This is a genomic window from Pedobacter humicola (assembly GCF_056490705.1).
On record NZ_JBWJIG010000010.1, the window covers coordinates 171,587 to 188,851 of the forward strand.

The window sequence follows — 17,265 nt, forward strand, 5'->3', positions numbered from 1 at the left end:
CACTTAGCGATAAAGAATCAAACAAAATCCCATCTTTTGCATTATAGCTGTATAATCTTACCTTAGTTATATGCGAACCTTGCTTACTTCTGCCCAAATGCGCAGCGCCGATCAGTTTACCATAGCCAATAAACCCATTGCCTCTATCGATCTGATGGAAAAAGCAGCAAGGGCCTTTGTCCAGAGTTTTTTGAGAGATGAGTTCGATACCAATAAAAGTGTTGCTATTTTCTGCGGCAAAGGAAATAATGGCGGGGATGGACTGGCCATTGCCCACTTGCTCATTGCCAATGGATACGAGAATATTAAAGTTTACATCGTCAATTTTGGCACCAAACAAAGTGATGATTTTGCTATTAATTTACAACGGATCGAGGAAACACGCTGTAAAAAAACAATCATTCATGCGCCTGCTGATTTAAAGAATATCAAAGCAGATTTAATTATAGACGCAATTTTAGGCTCTGGCTTAAATAAACCTTTAAGCGGTGCATTTGAAGAACTGGTTCAGATCATCAATAAACTGAATAAAAAAGTTTACGCGGTTGACGTACCCACAGGTTTTTTTGCTGAAGGCAGGCTGCCAAAGGATTATAATGGCATTAAAGCCTATAAAACAATCTGCTTTCAAAGGCCTAAGATCAATTTTTTCTTTCCTGAATCAGCAGTTGCGACTGAAAAATATGAGGTGGTTGATATTGATCTCGATGAGTCATTTATCCAAAAACAGGATACCGACTTCCATTTGCTTGAAGAAAGCGACATCCAAAAGCTGTTAAAGCCACGGAAATTATTTAGCCATAAAGGCACTTACGGTCATGCCTTGATTATTGCCGGAAATACCAATACCATGGGTGCGGCGCTGCTTTCTTCAATGGCCTGTTTGCATACCGGTGCCGGATTAACCACGGCATGTATCCCGCAAAGTGGCTTAACGGCTTTAAATACCACCTTGCCAGAGGTGATGGCAATGCCAAGGGACGAATATACACGGATTGAGAACCCGACAAAATATCAGTCTATTGCCATAGGCCCAGGTTTAGGCACCGATCCGGAATATGAAAAGTTGTTAGAAAGCCTGATTATGGCAGGTCAGAGCCTGGTAATTGATGCGGATGCCTTAAACATCTTATCAGAAAGGCCTGATTTAATCGATAAGCTTGCTCCCAATAGCATCCTTACGCCTCACATGAAAGAGTTCGATCGCTTGTTTGGTGAACATGATAATTGGTGGGGCCGGGTAGAAAAGGCTAAAGAACAGGCCCAAAAGCTTAAGATTGTGATTGTACTTAAAAATCAATATACTTTTATCTGCCTGTCCACAGGTAAAGTTTTAATTAATCCAACAGGCAATCCGGGAATGGCGCAAGGAGGCATGGGTGATATTCTAACGGGCATCATTGCCGGCTTTTTAGCACAAAAGTATCCTGCAACAGATGCTGCTATTTTAGCTTGTTACATCCATGGAAAAGCAGGCGATGATTTGGCGCACGAACGTTTTGTCGTTACTGCCTCTCAGGTGGCTACAAGGGTATCGGAAGCGATTAAAATACTCATCTCCAAATAGTTTATGAAACTGATTGTGGAAAAAAAATAGCGTTAACCTACTATGCTTCTAGTTTATAATGTATAGTTTAAGGGAATATTTAGTAATCAGATACCTAAAAACGGAAAATTTAAATTAATTATGGCACAAAAAGAATACACGCTGAACGAGTTAATTCAGGAGTCGGCAGAAAATCCAAATGAGAATGATTTTTTCGAATTGGAAAAACCAGCCATGTTGGAAGTAAACTTGAAAAACCAAAAGATCCTGGCAAAAGCAGGTTCGATGGTTGCCTACATCGGGAATATCGATTTTAAAAGAGAAGGTTTATTGAGTAAGGGTTTAGGCGGCTTGTTAAAGAAAGCCATATCAGGTGAAGGTACCTCATTAATGCATGCTACCGGAACGGGTAAATTATACCTGGCAGATGAAGGCAAAAAAGTAAAAATCATCAAACTTCAGAACGAATCGGTTTTTGTAAACGGAAACGATGTACTGGCTTTAGAAGAAGGCATTAAAAATGAAATAAAAATGCTGAAAAGCATTGCAGGGATGATGAGCGGTGGTTTATTTCAGGTTAAACTTTCGGGCAGTGGTTATATTGCCATTACCACGCATGGAGAACCGATTTTATTAAGGGTTACAGGTAATCAGCCAGTATACACTGATCCTAATGCTACAGTGGCCTGGTCTGAAAACCTAACGCCCAACATCAAAACCAATTTAACTTTCGGTTCTTTTATCGGGAGGGGAAGTGGTGAATCGTTTCAGCTGGAGTTTTTTGGCGAAGGATGGGTATTGGTACAGCCTTACGAAGAAGTGAAGTACGTAGCTAAATCTTAATTTTCGAATCATCATTTCGATCGCAGTGATAGACCTTGGTCAACAAGGTGTTTCACTGTATATGTTGTTCAGGTATTACATTTCGCTCAGCAGACTATCCATCTTTTTTTTGAAAGCAATTGCAGCAGCATTTGGGCTTAGGTAGTCCTGCCATTCGCTTTACCTCTCTACGTTCGGTGTTCGCTGCTGTCAGGTTTAGTTGGCACGGCCACTCATCCTATTTGGGGCTGCAGCAGAGCACAAAAAATGCCAATAGCTGGTGCTTCGCTGGACAGGATCTACCCCCCCCATTGTTCATAAACCCGGTAGTAACGGAAATCCTTTTTATTGCTTAAAATGGATTAAGCTAAACCTATTGCCTGAAACGTTGAGTTGCAATAAAAAGATTGGAGTGTAGAACGGGACGGCAGCACCTACGGAGCTGGAACTGTTCGTTTTCTAGTATAAATATCAACAAAAATTAATGTTATAAAAACAAAAAATCCCGGCATTTTATCAATGTCGGGATTTAATATATTAAATAATTTTTCTTTAAACACCACCCATTACGGTAAGTTTATCCATGGTTGGGTTAACGCTTCCGCCCATGGGCTCTAAAGTTACGGCAAAAGCCTGTGCTTCCTGGATGGTCTGCATTTTTACCAAAGCCTCATTATTGGTTGAATCGGTTTTACCAAATACACCTAAACTTACTGGTTTACCGTTTACCAAAGCCCATAACTGATATTCGTGTTCGGCATCAGTTTTTGGTAAATCCATTGCCACATAATTAATCAGCACACTTTTATCTTTTTTGTTCCAGTATACCTTCATTTTAGAAGACGGACTAAAAGCCTGTCCAGCCATACGGATGGTTGCCCATTCTTTGCTATCGGCCATGGCAGCCATGTTATCCAAACCCTGGTTTTCAAATTCCAGTTTGCTTACTACACCGGCAAATTTTTGTTTGTCTAAGTTTAAACTTGCAATTTGGTCGTGTGCGGCGTTCAGCTTGTTATAAGTAATAAACAACGCTGCGGTACTTACTACCAATAAAGCTACACAAGCCACTAAGGCGTAACGTAAAGTTCTTACTTTAGCATCACTTCCATCCAAACGTATAATTCTTGGTTCTTCTGTGTAAATTGGTTTGGGTTGAACATTCACATTCTCTTCAACTTCACTTAAACCCAACTTCTCGAATAATCTTGTTTCTACATCTGCAGATGGTTCTACAGCATTTTGCATAGCATATTGCTCCATAGCCTGCTCAATAGCAGCTATTTCATCTCTAACCTCAGGGTTTTGAGATGCTATTTCCTCCACCTGCAACGCTTCTTCAGGTGATAAATCACCTAAAACGTACAGCTCAAGTACTCCAGATTCGATATATGCTTTTAAATTTTCCACGCTCAATTAAAATTCCTTCTCAATTCAATAATAGCCAACCGGATCCGGGTTTTCACCGTACCTAATGGCAGATCTAACTTTTCTGCGGCCTCCACATGTGTGAAACCCTTGTAATAAACTAAATCAAGAACTGCTTGTAAATCCGGTTTAAGGTTTTCTACAAGTTGCTTAACTCCAAGAACATCGGGATTAAACGTAACCTTGTTTTGTTCATCAACGAAACTTACGTTATTTTCTATATCTTGGTTTTTGAGTGAATTCTTAAAATCTTTAGAACGTAGTTTGTCGATCGATAAATTGCGGGCAATGTTCATCATCCACGTAAACAAACGTCCTTTGGTATTATCATAGTGTGTAGCAGACTGCCAGATTTTTACAAAAGTTTCTTGTAATACATCTTCAGCAAGCTCAGTATGGGTAATAATGCGTGAAATAACGCCATAAAGTGCCGAAGAATACATGCTGTACAATGTTTTTAGTACCGCCGGATCTTTCGATTGCAGTGCTTGAACAAGTTCAGGTTCAGTTAGAGTTAATTTTTTTAATGCAGTCACTATTGGTCACTAAGATACAATACAGAACAGTAAAAGCAAAAAAATGTTTTACAAATACATTCCGCTAGGGAGTGCGATTTATAAAACATTCTAAATCAGTAGTAAATAAATGACTTATGCGATTCCCTCGATCGGAAAAAGATGCTTTTCTGCATGGTATGATGAACGTACCAGCGGACCGCTTTCTACATATTTTAAACCTTTTGCCAAACCCGCTTCCTTGTACATCGCAAAGGTATCTGGGTGGATCCAGTCTACAACAGGGTGGTGGTTACGGGTAGGTTGTAGGTATTGGCCTAAAGTTAAGATGTGAACACCATTGGCAACCAGATCGTCCATAGCTTCGAAAATATCTTCTTCAGTTTCACCCAAACCAAGCATAATACCTGTTTTTGTTCTTAGGCCAAATTCTGAAATTCTTTTTAAAGCCTCTAAACTTCTGTCGTATTTGGCCTGGATACGCACTTGTTTGGTTAAGCGCTTCACGGTTTCCATGTTGTGTGAAACCACTTCAGGTCTTTCTTCCAAAACACGGTATAAATTATCCCACTGACCTTTAAAATCGGGGATTAAAGTTTCTAAAGTTGTGATAGGGCTTTCTCTGCGGATGGCCTGTAAGGTTTCTGCCCAGATAATCGAGCCCCCATCTTTTAAATCATCACGGTCTACTGAAGTAATTACGCAATGTTTAACCCCCATTAATCTTACCGAATCGGCAATACGGTTGGGTTCGTCAACATCAACTGCCAAAGGCCTGCCGGTTGCAACTGCACAGAAAGAACAGCTACGGGTACAGATGTTGCCTAAAATCATGAAAGTTGCCGTACCTGCTCCCCAACATTCGCCCATATTGGGGCAATTGCCGCTTTCGCAGATGGTGTGGAGCTTATGCGTGTCTACTAAACTGCGAACTTGTGCATATTCCTTGCCAACAGGTAATTTTACACGTAACCAATCTGGTTTACGTTTAACTTCAGTTACAGCAGGTACTACCGGTAAATCAATCATGCCACAAAGTTAACGAATAGGATTGAAATGTTGCAATATGGAAATGTTTGAGGGTTGTAATAATGTAGGAATCGTTGGTTAATCGGTTAATTGTTTAAATCGGTTAACTGTAGGGAGCAAATTGCAAAGTCGGCTATGAGCGGGGCGCTATGCCGGCTTCGCAAGTCTAGATGGGGCTAAAACAGATCCATTTCAAATGCAACCTGCCGCTTATTCTCCTTAAAGCCAAGCCGCTCGTAAAATTTATGGCTTTCGGTACGTTTTATATTACACCTTACCTTTAGTTTTTTTACCTGATGTTTTTTTGCCCAAAGCTTTACGTTTTCAATTAACTGTTTCCCGATATTTAAATTGCGGTAAGTTTCGTCTACAATCAAACCTCCAATTTCGACAAAAGGGTCGGATTCTATCCTCAGGGTATAAAAACCATGGATCCAGCCTGCTATATGATGATCAACTACGGCAACAAATGCGCAGTTTTCGTTATTGTTGTTGATCTGCTGAATTCTAAGTAATGTTTGCGCCATGTGGCTATCATAACCCAGTTGGGTAGCCAGTTTGGCTACGCCCTCGGCATCTTTTGCTGAAATTTCTCTAATCTGAACCATTGTTTACGGATGTTTTGATAGGGGAAGCTAAAATTAGAGATTAAAATTTGTTTTAAGGTCAGATGATAACAGTTGAGGGTATGGAAACTGTTTTTAAATGTTACTTAAAAATCATAAGCTTAACATTGCAACTTTAAAGGTTTTAACTTTCTAACTAAATCTTACATTTGCAGTATGAATACTGGCTTACAGCTTTATAATACGCTTTCACGTAAAAAAGAACTTTTTCAACCGCTAAATGCGCCCAACGTTGGGATGTATGTTTGTGGTCCTACGGTTTATAGCGATGTGCACCTGGGCAATTGCCGCACTTTTATATCATTCGATTTAATTTTCAGATACCTTAAATATGCCGGTTATAAGGTGCGGTATGTGCGCAATATCACTGATGCAGGCCATTTAGAGGGCGATAGGGATGAGGGCGATGATAAATTCGCTAAACGTGCAAAGTTAGAACAGCTGGAGCCGATGGAAATTGTACAGAAGTATACCTTAGGTTTTCATGATGTACTGCGCATGTTTAATACCTTGCCACCAAGTATCGAACCTACCGCAACCGGGCACATTATCGAACAGATCGAAATGATCAAGGTAATTATGGCCAATGGTTATGGTTATGAAGTGGATGGCAATGTATATTTCGATGTAGAAAAATATAGTAAGGAATATAATTATACAATCTTAACCAACCGCAACCTCGAAGATATGCTGAACAATACCCGCGAACTGGGTGGACAGGACGAAAAACGCGGGAGGTTGGATTTTGCCCTTTGGATAAAAGCGAAGCCAGAAACCTTGATGCAGTGGCAATCGCCATGGGGAATGGGTTTCCCGGGCTGGCATATCGAATGTTCGGCCATGAGTGCCAAATATTTGGGTGCCGAATTTGACATTCATGGCGGTGGAATGGACTTAGCGGCTACGCACCATACCAACGAAATTGCTCAATCTGAAGCTTGCAGCCATAAACAGCCTGCGCGTTACTGGATGCATACCAATATGCTTACAGTAAACGGTACGCGGATGTCTAAATCAGCAGGGAACGGTTTCCTTCCTTTAGAATTATTTACCGGAGCACACCCGCTATTGAAGAAAGGCTATAGCCCGATGACGGTGAAGTTTTTTATGTTGCAGGCACACTACCGCAGTACATTGGATTTCTCGAATGATGCCCTGGATGCTTCAGAGAAAGGCTTTCGCCGCTTAATGGCCGCCATTGGTTTGTTGGATAAGCTAACGGTTTCAGAGCAGAACGATTTTGATGTTGATGTATTGAAAGAGAATTGTATCAATGCAATGAACGATGATTTTAACAGCCCGATTTTAGTTGCTGAGCTGTTTGAAGCGGTAAGGATTATCAATACCGTTTATGATGGTAAAGGAAAAATTTCTGCCGAAGCTTTAGAAAAGTTAAAACAGCTGATTAACGATTTCGTATTTGATATATTGGGACTGAAAGATGAGGATGCAGGTGGAAACGACTTAAATGGCGTTTTAGATATGGTCATCAATTTAAGGACCGAGGCCAAAGCGAATAAAGATTATGCCACTTCTGACCGGATCCGAATTGGCTTACAGGAATTGGGTATTCAGCTTAAAGATGGTAAAGAAGGTACAACCTGGAGTAAAGCGTAATTAGCTCTAGGGTAAAGTAATTACAGGCACCTTTAAAGGCCCACGGAATAATTGCTAGGAAAATACATATTTGAATTTTATTTTTAAGTACAGATCCATTCTCCCTTCAAAGGGAGAATGGGGATGAAAAATAAATAAGATACACTTATGAACAACAACTATAATCCTAAACTAAAAGCTTTTGCCAGAGGCCATCGAAATGATAGCACAAAAGCTGAGATAAGAATGTGGTGTGAATTGTTGAGGGATAAGAAAATGCTAGGATATCCCTTTTTAAGACAGCGACCGATGGCGAGTTATATTGCAGATTTTTTCTCAAAGGATTTAAAGTTGATCATAGAGGTTGATGGGCTTAGCCATGAGTGGGAGGGGCAGTACGAAAAAGATCAAGCGCGTGAAAACGTCTTAAAAGCTTTGGGCTTTCAAGTTTTAAGATTTAGTGATGCTGAAGTCATGCGCGATATCGAAAATGTGGATAGGACAATTCAACGTTTTATTGAGGAGTGGGAGAAGGACCATCCTAGGCTCACCTAAGTAATTGATTTTTTACCAGGTCATCCCCTGCCCCCTTCAAAGGGGGACGAGTTAAGCCCGAGAAATAAATCCTATACATTTTAAGTCCATCACAAAATCCATTCCCTTCAAAGAGGGACGAGTTAAGCGCGGGAAAACAAATCCTATACATTTTAAGCTCACCACAAAATACGTCCCCCTTTGAAGGGGGCAGGGGGATGGTTTAGGAAGTGCCTTATACATTTAACCCGTAAAGAAATATGTTCCCTGTTAACAGGGGCAGGGGGATGAGAAATAAAATACACTACTTTCACGAATTTTCCGTTACATTAAACAATGAACAAAAAACTACTAATCCTGCCTTTATTAGCTTTAATCGGATTTGAGGCCTGCCAGAATAAAACAAACCAAAGTACTGATGACAGCGGAGAACAAACAGTACGTTTGTCTTCTCCGGATTTTAATGCGGATAGTGCTTATGCCTACACCAAGGCACAGGTGGATTTTGGTCCGCGGATTCCGGGCACAACTGCGCATCAAAAATGTGCAGACTATTTGGTGTCTAAACTTAAATCTTTTGGTGCGGCGGTTAGCCTCCAGGGTGGGCAAACGCAAACTTATGATGGTAAAACCTTTCAGTTGAAAAATATTGTGGCCGCTTTTAATCCTGATCAAAAGAACAGGGTTTTAGTTACCGCACATTGGGATGCGCGTCCGTTTTCTGACAAGGATACCGATCCTGCAAACCAATTAAAACCTTTCGATGCGGCAAACGATGGGGCTAGCGGTGTGGCCGTCATTTTAGAAATGGCACGTCAGATTCAAGAAAAACAGCCAAATGTTGGGGTTGATTTTGTATTGTGGGATTTAGAAGATTATGGCAAAGCCGATGATGAAACACCTGATGACGCCACCTGGTGCCTGGGTTCTCAGTATTGGGCCAAAAAAGCAATTGCTACAGGTTATAAAGCCTTGTACGGTATCAACCTGGATATGGTCGGTGGCGGCAATGCCCAGTTTTCACAAGATGAGATTTCCCGGCAGAACGCGCCCAATGTGGTAAATAAAGTTTGGGAAATTGGTAATGAGATTGGTTATGCTTCTTATTTTACGGCCATACCAAGTGGGAAACTGGTAGACGATCACTTTTGGGTGAATAAGGCGGGCATCCCTGCTATCGATATTATCCATTATAATGATAATGGTGGCTTTTACATTAACTGGCATACCCAGTTGGATAATTTGGCCAATATTGACAAGAATACGTTAAAAGCAACCGGACAAACGGTCTTAGAAACCATTTATAGAGAAAAATAGGTTTTTAATGTGTAATTGTTAATTACTTTTGGATTCATACATCAAAGAAAATTTTATATTCGCCAAACATATTATCCTAATTAATAATGAAACAATTATTTTCAACCGCAATAGCTTCGCTTTTAGCCCTAGGCGCTTTTGCCCAAAAAAGTGACGGAACAACCAAATCTTTAGTAAATGCAGAAAAAGATTTCGCCAAGTCAATTGCCAAAAATGGAGATAAAGAAGCTTATATAGACTATTCATCTACCAGTACCTTAGTATTTAGGCCAAACCCGGTGAATGCTAAAACTTTTTATGCGGGCAAGGCAAATGCGGAAAATGATGTAACATGGACACCAAATTTGGCAAAGGTATCGCGCAGTGGTGATTTAGGTTTTACCACCGGCCCTTATGAAATTGGAACTTCAGAAAAAAAATACGGTCAATATCTATCTATCTGGAAATCGGAAAATGGCAAATGGAAATTGGCGATCGATCTAGGTACGGAAAGTAACAAACCTTTGGCTAAAGTTACACCACTGTTTGTTGAACCAAAAGATCACGTTGCCCCTAAGTTCTTAAATGAAAAAGAAATTAAGGCTGGAAAGGAAATTATCATCACCACCGAGAAAACATTAAATACCTTATTGAAAACGCATGGTATTGCTGCTTTTGGCGGTTTTTTAACCAACGATGCACGTTTGCTTTTCCCGGGTAATGAAGCCATTGATGGAAAAGGTAAAATTGTTGCTTTTTATAACAGCATGATCAGCAAAATCAATTTGAAAACAACTGGCGTAGATAAAGCCATCGGTAGTGATTTCGCTTATACCTATGGTGTTGCTACTATCGATTATAAAGCCGATCTACGCGAAAGCTTTAACTATGTTTTCGTTTACGAGAAAGCTGCAGATGCAAGCTGGAACTTAATTGTACAGGCATTTGTACCAGCAGAAAGATAAATAACCAATGTGAATTAAAGAGGGCTATCCATAAAAAGAGGCCCTTTTTTTATTATGGAAATTACTGTTCCTTGCAACTACGGTTGGGTTTAGCCCCGATTGAAGCGGCATCCTTGTAGCGCAGCGAAAAGATATAGCGGAAAGCGGGAACAGGCCTTCATAGAAGCAGGGTTTTTGCGCTTCAAAAAATCATTTTCACCAATAAAAACACCTATTTTACGTTTAAAATTCATGCATAAAAAATTACTTCTGTTATCTACTCTCGTTTTATTGGTTTTTAACGTTTCCGCTCAAAAGAAAAAGTTTGATGTCCAGGGAAAAGCGGGCGCACGCGGCATTATGCCCGAAAATACCATCGAAGGTATGTTAAAAGCCCTGGATTTAGGCGTTACCACTTTAGAAATGGATGCGGTGATTTCGAAAGATAAACAAGTAGTACTTTCTCAGGAACCTTACTTTAACAACGAAATTTCCCTGCAGCCCAATGGGAAAGGGATTACTTTAAAAGATCAGAAAAATTTCAACATCTATAAGATGAACTATGAGGAAATTAAAAAGTTCGATGTGGGTAGTAAAGTACACAGTCGCTTTCCGGGGCAAATGAAGTTTAAAGCCTATAAACCCTTGCTATCTGAAACAATAGATGCGGTGGAGGCCTATGTTAAGGCACATAAACTGGCTAAACCCGTGTATAGCATCGAAACAAAAACGATTAAAAATGGGGATAACGAATTTCATCCTGAGCCTGCAGAATTTGTAGATCTGATTATGGATGTCATTAATGAAAAAAAACTTGCTAAAAGGGTAATTATCGAATCATTTGATATGCGTACACTTCAATACCTGCATGAGAAATATCCAAAAATACAAACCTCACTATTGATCGATGAAAAAGAACCCTTTGAGGATTATATCGAAAAATTAGGGTTTAAACCGACCATTTACAGCCCTTATTCGGTGCTGGTGGGTAAAGGCTTGGTTGATCGTTGCCACGCCATGGGGATCAAAATTATCCCTTGGACCGTGAATACGGTGAAGGATGTAAAGTATTTTATGAGTTTGGGCGTAGATGGGATCATTACCGATTATCCCAACATTATGGGGCAACTCAAATAACGGATTTAAGCCATAAAAAAAAAGCGTCGCGATTAAAATCGGGACGCTTTTTTATTTATTCTCTTGAGCTATGCCTAGTGATGCGATTCAGGAGCTTCAGTGTGGTTTACCTCTGTTTTCTCGTGAGAAGAAGTTTCTTCTCCATGGTGGAAAATTGGTCTTGTGAAAGCCACAAGAAGGATTAATACAATAATCCAAGCCGTTAATGGTAATGCCCAAATGCCTTTAGTTTGCTGAACCGGCGCGTGTGAATCGTGAGCTGACATATCGAATATTTTTGATTTAAAGATTTATGCTTTGTAATTGTGTGGTAAAGATAGCAACAAAATTAAAATAAAAAGATTTAAACTGGCGATTTGTATCTGAAAGTAATGGTGGGCAAATGGCACTGCCTCTTATCCCTGCAAATCGTAAATCATTGCTTTTGTACTGTTCATTTTGCTTTTGATGCGGTTCTGGTGTTCGAGCAAGGTGTTTTGTTCATCCTGGATAGCATTAAACAGTTCAGCTTTTTTAAAGTAGTTTGCTGCTTCCACAAAATTTTGTTGTTGCTCGGCATGCAAACCTAAACTTTCGTAAATGTGTGCTTCGCAAACGCCCGGCACAAGCAGGGCTTTATCTGCAACCTGTTTTACCAATTTATGCATCTTCAGTGTGATCACAAGCTTTAAATATGGCCCGTAAACTTCAGGGAAATCAGCGTCTAACTCAATGCAGCGTTTGTAATAATAACCAGCAGTTTTATAATCTTTAAAGTGGGTTTGATAAATATCGCCCAACTGAAAATAAGCCCTTGCATAATCAGCGTCGAAAACGATAATCTCGTTAAAATATTGAAGCGCTTTAGGCAATTCGCCCCAATGCAATTCTTCAATGGCCTGTAGATATTTCTCTTCTACAGTGGTGTAAATGTCCATAATGGATATAATTAATTTTGATAAGCGGTAAATGGCTCAGCAAATGTGTAATAAAATGATTTTAATTTGGATTTATATGCCCTGGAGCTTAAAACCGATTAAGGGTTTGGGAGGGAATTTAATTCCATACCCAAGCCCTTTATGCCACAAGACTGGCTAAAGTTTAATTGCTGAGTATGTAGTTGACGTAGCATTTCTATAAATTTTGATGCAAAGATATTTATTTTCAGTGAATTACAAATTTTAATATGAAATTATTATCGGGTAACATGAGCAAGATATACGATAACATAACTTAATATACAAACTACACGATTGTAATTGACGGATTGGAAGAAGTTTTTGAAATGTTGTTTGGTATCGATTATTTTTGCTGCTATCAACCAAAAAAGCAGTGAAATGCCAATGTCTAAGAGATCAAAATATCCGTTAGTAAGATGAAATAGCTGCAACAATTCTAATCCAACAGCGAATATTAGCGGAATAAAAACACAATTAAAACGCTTTTTATAAAATTCAAAATAAAACTCTTTCGAGGTTAGGGTGACGCAGAAAATCCATAAGCCTTCTGGCAACGAATAAATAATGTATCTGTTTAGAGGTAAGTTCTCTGTGATGGTTAGTTTCAGACTTTCGTAGGTTTTAAAAGAAATCAGCTGAATAATCATCTGATTCACCAATGTCTTGTCAGTACGGTAAAAGACATAAATAAACAGGCTAACAATTAGGGCAAAAAAAATATACCAATAATGCTTTTTCAAGATTTAGTGAAGATTAGAATTTTAAAATAAGCAAGCGGTTTCAGAGCAATTTCTTTTTCAAGTGTAAATTGATCTATCGCCTTGATATCTTCCATGTAAAATAAAGATTTTAAATGGAATAACTTAGAGCCTGTATTAAATATCCGATCGAGATATTTTAGCCAGTTATTCGGGGTAAAATGGTTTAGAATCAGTAGTTTTCCATTGGTTTTTAAAACATTATGGCACTGTTTCAATAGTTTTTCAGGGCGATCCACAACGGCAATAACATGTGATAATACAACATAATCAAAACTATTATCTGCAAATTCGAGCTGTTCGCCATTCATTTCATACAAGTGTATGGCGTCCTTCGAATTCTTTTTGGCCATATTCAACATCGAAGAAGAAATTTCTATCCCAGTAATTTCGTGATTACGATATAAATTGAAATGTGAGCCATTGCCTACGCCGATTTCAAGTAAGTTTCCGTAGGGCAGCTGATTAATCTCATTAAAGAATTTTTTCTTTTGAGGTTTGAGAAAAATATCGACCAGTGGATATAGAAATGAAAACCGGTTATAAAAATTCGTTTGAGCGCTCAATGTTAAGTTTTAAGAATTAAATTGAATTAAAGCATTTTTAATCTGTCGCCTATGCCTTAAAACATGAACTATAGCATGTTCGAGCATTTGTTCTACATCATATTGCTGGCCCCACCTGGTGTTTATTTTTTTAGATTGATCCAGCTCTTCCATGGTAATATTAGGGTTTTTTGTAAAAAAATCCTCATTGTATTTAAGCGCCTTCCGGAGTCTGGAAATATAAAGTGCTACCTCATCAAATTGAATTCTTTCTGGTCTAAGGATTTCCAATCCAAGGGAATTTTCGATATACACGGCATAACTGAACATCGAAGCCGTTACATGCGTTAAAATGGTCTGAATGGAAATACAGTCTGTATTTGAACTTACTGGCTCAATGGTTTTTAGCAGTTGCTGCTGACTGATCGGTTCAATCACCATAATCAGTTCATCAACTGCTTTTTTATATTCGTCCATTAATGCGGCTATTGCACCGGTGAGGTTGTTGGTACCCATCTTAAGACAAATATAATAATTTTAGTTGTCGGGATTTGCAATCAGGCCTGTTGTATTGTGGATTGTAATCCACTAGCGGACGGATTAAAAATCCTTAGTTCATAAGAAGGGATTACAAATTCCGACTAAAAAAAATTAAAGTTTTATCATTACACTGCCAGATGCAAGATCATGGATGGCCCTTCTCTGTAGATTTGAATTGATTGTTATAAAGGAGATCCAACCCAAAGACAGTTTTATTGGGTAACGGAGAATAGCTTGACCGATATTGATTTTTTGGTGAATATCCTCATTTTTTCTTACTCTTATTCCTTTGACATAATTGACAATAGTGCAGCCAAATGTCATGAAGAGTGGTTCGTAAATCACAAATAGAAATGCAAACAATAAAATCCGTACCCATTCCGGTATATTGTTAAAGCGGTCTAATACATTTGAAAAACACACCATAAGAATGATCATAACTATAGTGTCGATAAATGTAGATTGTAACCTTTCTACTAGGCTTGGATATTTTTCTTCCATTTTGAGTGCGCTGATTAATTTTAAAATGTAAGTTATTAAAAATAATAATATTTTAAATACTTAATCATGCATTACGATCGACGGGATTTGCAATTACAGGCTGAGTTTGGATTGTAATCCACTAGCGGAAGGATTAAAAATCCTTAGTTCGCAAGACGGGACTACATATCCCGACTAACAATACTACAATAAATCTTTAATGATTTTTTCGATCGATAAACCTTCGGCTTCTGCGCGGTAGTTACGCACAATGCGGTGGCGTAATATAGGTTCGGCAACGGCTTTAACATCTTCGATATCAGGAGAGTATTTTCCGGTAACTGCGGCATGGCATTTTGCGCCCAGGACTAAAAACTGAGAAGCACGTGGCCCAGCACCCCAGCTGATATATTTATTCACCGCATCAGTAGCGAATTCGCTGTTCGGGCGGGTTTTGGAAGCTAATTTAACGGCATATTCCAAAACATTATCTGTAATAGGAATATCGCGGATCAGTTTCTGGAAATATTGGATATCCTCTGCATGGATAATTTTCTGCAGCTGAACAGTTTTATTGCTGGTGGTATTTTTAACGATGTTCAGTTCATCTGCAAAGGCAGGATAGTTTAATTGAATGTTGAACATGAAACGGTCCAGTTGCGCTTCGGGTAGAGGGTAAGTTCCTTCCTGCTCAATCGGATTTTGCGTAGCCAGAACGAAAAAAGGTTTTGGTAAAATATGTGTCTGGCCTGCTGCGGTAACCGATTTTTCCTGCATGGCTTCCAGTAAAGCTGCCTGGGTTTTTGGGGGGGTACGGTTAATCTCATCAGCCAGGATAATATTAGAAAAAACAGGCCCTTTTATAAATTTAAAGTGCCTGTCTTCTCCTAAAATCTCTGCGCCAATAATATCGCTTGGCATTAAATCCGGTGTAAACTGAATGCGGTTGAAGTCGAGATCTAAAACAGACGCCACAGTTTGTACAAGTAAAGTTTTGGCTAATCCGGGTACACCAACCAACAGACAGTGTCCGTTGCTAAAAATGGCGATTAAAACAGATTTTATGATGTCATCTTGTCCAACTACTATTTTGCTTATTTCGGCTTTAATGTTGTTGAAAGATTGATGAAGTGCATCAACAGCTTCTACTTCGTTCTTATACTGCATTGGTGTTATTTTGCGGCTGTGGTTTTAGTCCAGATTTTTAATTCATCACAGGTGTTAAATTCGTCATCGATTTTAATATAGGTGCTTTCGCGACGTTTCTCAAACCATTCGCTTAAAGTACGATTAATTTTATCACTTTGAGCGGCATCTCTGATTTTTGGGAAATCCTGAACAAGATTTGCTTTGTGTGGTGGTATTTTTGATTTTAAGTATAAAATGCGGTAGCCTTGTTTTCCATCGGCAGCAGTAAACAAATCTGGTTTGGAAATACCACCTATTTTCATGCTGTCAATCACTAAAAATACTGAAGGATCCAACTTATCAACCGGAATAAAGGTACTTCTTGCCTGAACGTTTTCGGCATTCAGCATCATACCACCATTGTATTTACTTTCTTTATTATCCGAATACAGGTTTGCAGCAGCGGCAAAGCTTAATTTTTTACCGATAATATTATTGTAAATACTATCTGCGTGAAGTTTTAAACGGGTTAAACTTTCTGGTGTGGTTTTAGGCATAATTAAGATATGTCTAACGTGTACCTGCTCGCCTCTGCGTTCCAATACCTGTAAAAAGTGAAAACCATAATCCGTTTCGAATACAGGCGAAATTTCACCGGCTTTAAGTTTAAATGCCCAAGCCGTAAATTCTTTAACCATTGTGGTTCTGTCGATAAAGCCATAATCACCACCATCAGCAGCCGAACCCGGATCTTCAGAATAGGTTTTAGCCAAAACGCCCATATCCTCGCCACTTTTAACCCTTAAGCGAAGTGCTTCAATTTTATCGCGGAATTTTTGCTTTTCTGCTCGAGTTAACTGAGGGTTTAAAACCACTTCACCAACTTCAACTTCGGTATTAAATTCAGGAATGCTATCACCAAGAGATTTGAAATATTTTTCAACTTCCATTGGCGTAACATTGATGTTCTCGGTAATTTTTTGTTGCATTTTCTGCGCGATCAATTCGTCTTTTACCGATGGTCTGATCTCGTCTTTGTACTGTAAAACGGATTTGTTCAAAAATTGCTCCAAACGCTCCTGTCCACCCGCACGTTGCATACTATAGCGCATGCGTTTGTTTACCTCATCATCAACCGCACCATCCTCAACCATTACCGAATCGATCTCGGCCTGTTGTTTAAGGAGTTTTTGAGTTAAGGTTTGTTGTAAGATTTTACATTTGATATCATTATTGGGCTGGTTTCCCTGGTAAAGATATTGTGTGTATTGTTGGTTTAAATCTGATAGCAGGATAATGTTATTTCCTACAACAGCAGCAACTTTATCAACGGTATGCTTTTGCGCGAAACTGTTTAAAAACAGGCAAATTAAAGCGGTTGCTACTAAAAAAACTTTCTTCAT

The 17,265-nt window shown here is 39.1% G+C and carries 18 protein-coding genes; 7 read left to right on the forward strand and 11 right to left on the reverse strand.

Annotated features, from left to right (window positions below):
• Positions 1 to 70: 70 nt before the first annotated feature.
• Positions 71 to 1,567 (forward strand): NAD(P)H-hydrate dehydratase, encoded by a 1,497-nt coding sequence (locus AC04Q1_RS16550; RefSeq protein ID WP_478365687.1) that lies wholly within the window; start codon positions 71 to 73, stop codon positions 1,565 to 1,567.
• Positions 1,568 to 1,687: 120 nt separating this feature from the next.
• Positions 1,688 to 2,389 (forward strand): AIM24 family protein, encoded by a 702-nt coding sequence (locus AC04Q1_RS16555; RefSeq protein ID WP_478365688.1) that lies wholly within the window; start codon positions 1,688 to 1,690, stop codon positions 2,387 to 2,389.
• Between the two features lie 531 nt (positions 2,390 to 2,920).
• On the opposite strand, the gene AC04Q1_RS16560 is transcribed toward AC04Q1_RS16555, so the two are convergent.
• The 4 genes from AC04Q1_RS16560 to AC04Q1_RS16575 all read right to left on the reverse strand — a co-directional run bounded on the left by AC04Q1_RS16560 (position 2,921) and on the right by AC04Q1_RS16575 (position 5,948).
• The gene (locus AC04Q1_RS16560; RefSeq protein WP_478365689.1) at positions 2,921 to 3,778 is read right to left on the reverse strand and encodes an anti-sigma factor; all 858 of its coding nucleotides are present in this window, start codon (positions 3,776 to 3,778) and stop codon (positions 2,921 to 2,923) included.
• Between the two features lie 2 nt (positions 3,779 to 3,780).
• Entirely contained in the window at positions 3,781 to 4,332 is a 552-nt protein-coding gene (locus AC04Q1_RS16565; RefSeq protein ID WP_316847948.1) for an RNA polymerase sigma factor, read from the reverse strand.
• Between the two features lie 114 nt (positions 4,333 to 4,446).
• Positions 4,447 to 5,340, reverse strand: coding sequence for a lipoyl synthase (gene lipA, locus AC04Q1_RS16570; RefSeq protein WP_029278501.1), 894 nt, complete (start codon positions 5,338 to 5,340; stop codon positions 4,447 to 4,449).
• Positions 5,341 to 5,516: 176 nt separating this feature from the next.
• Complete coding sequence (locus AC04Q1_RS16575; RefSeq protein ID WP_478365690.1) at positions 5,517 to 5,948, reverse strand: GNAT family N-acetyltransferase; 432 nt, start codon at positions 5,946 to 5,948, stop codon at positions 5,517 to 5,519.
• A gap of 174 nt (positions 5,949 to 6,122) precedes the next feature.
• Between AC04Q1_RS16575 and cysS the strand changes: the two genes are divergently transcribed.
• The 5 genes from cysS (at position 6,123) to AC04Q1_RS16600 (ending at position 11,473) form a co-directional block, all read left to right on the forward strand.
• The gene (gene cysS / locus AC04Q1_RS16580) at positions 6,123 to 7,583 is read left to right on the forward strand and encodes a cysteine--tRNA ligase (RefSeq protein WP_478365691.1); all 1,461 of its coding nucleotides are present in this window, start codon (positions 6,123 to 6,125) and stop codon (positions 7,581 to 7,583) included.
• 147 nt (positions 7,584 to 7,730) lie between these two features.
• Positions 7,731 to 8,117, forward strand: coding sequence for an endonuclease domain-containing protein (locus tag AC04Q1_RS16585; protein WP_478365692.1), 387 nt, complete (start codon positions 7,731 to 7,733; stop codon positions 8,115 to 8,117).
• 315 nt (positions 8,118 to 8,432) lie between these two features.
• The gene (locus AC04Q1_RS16590; protein WP_478365693.1) at positions 8,433 to 9,413 is read left to right on the forward strand and encodes a M28 family peptidase; all 981 of its coding nucleotides are present in this window, start codon (positions 8,433 to 8,435) and stop codon (positions 9,411 to 9,413) included.
• An 86-nt stretch (positions 9,414 to 9,499) separates the two neighbouring features.
• On the forward strand, positions 9,500 to 10,357 hold the full coding sequence (locus AC04Q1_RS16595; RefSeq protein WP_478365694.1) for a DUF4440 domain-containing protein: 858 nt from the start codon (positions 9,500 to 9,502) through the stop codon (positions 10,355 to 10,357).
• 231 nt (positions 10,358 to 10,588) lie between these two features.
• Positions 10,589 to 11,473, forward strand: coding sequence for a glycerophosphodiester phosphodiesterase family protein (locus AC04Q1_RS16600; RefSeq protein ID WP_478365695.1), 885 nt, complete (start codon positions 10,589 to 10,591; stop codon positions 11,471 to 11,473).
• Positions 11,474 to 11,547: 74 nt separating this feature from the next.
• Here AC04Q1_RS16600 and AC04Q1_RS16605 read toward each other — a convergent pair whose 3' ends face one another.
• The 7 genes from AC04Q1_RS16605 to AC04Q1_RS16635 all read right to left on the reverse strand — a co-directional run bounded on the left by AC04Q1_RS16605 (position 11,548) and on the right by AC04Q1_RS16635 (position 17,265).
• On the reverse strand, positions 11,548 to 11,739 hold the full coding sequence (locus AC04Q1_RS16605; RefSeq protein ID WP_478365696.1) for a hypothetical protein: 192 nt from the start codon (positions 11,737 to 11,739) through the stop codon (positions 11,548 to 11,550).
• Positions 11,740 to 11,868: 129 nt separating this feature from the next.
• Entirely contained in the window at positions 11,869 to 12,390 is a 522-nt protein-coding gene (locus AC04Q1_RS16610) for a hypothetical protein (RefSeq protein WP_478365697.1), read from the reverse strand.
• Positions 12,391 to 13,147: 757 nt separating this feature from the next.
• On the reverse strand, positions 13,148 to 13,735 hold the full coding sequence (locus AC04Q1_RS16615; protein ID WP_478365698.1) for a class I SAM-dependent methyltransferase: 588 nt from the start codon (positions 13,733 to 13,735) through the stop codon (positions 13,148 to 13,150).
• A gap of 9 nt (positions 13,736 to 13,744) precedes the next feature.
• Positions 13,745 to 14,230, reverse strand: coding sequence for a DinB family protein (locus tag AC04Q1_RS16620; protein ID WP_478365699.1), 486 nt, complete (start codon positions 14,228 to 14,230; stop codon positions 13,745 to 13,747).
• 135 nt (positions 14,231 to 14,365) lie between these two features.
• Positions 14,366 to 14,755, reverse strand: a complete 390-nt coding sequence (locus tag AC04Q1_RS16625; RefSeq protein WP_478365700.1) for an RDD family protein — start codon at positions 14,753 to 14,755, stop codon at positions 14,366 to 14,368.
• A gap of 183 nt (positions 14,756 to 14,938) precedes the next feature.
• Complete coding sequence (locus tag AC04Q1_RS16630; protein ID WP_478365701.1) at positions 14,939 to 15,901, reverse strand: AAA family ATPase; 963 nt, start codon at positions 15,899 to 15,901, stop codon at positions 14,939 to 14,941.
• Positions 15,902 to 15,906: 5 nt separating this feature from the next.
• Entirely contained in the window at positions 15,907 to 17,265 is a 1,359-nt protein-coding gene (locus AC04Q1_RS16635) for a peptidylprolyl isomerase (protein WP_478365702.1), read from the reverse strand.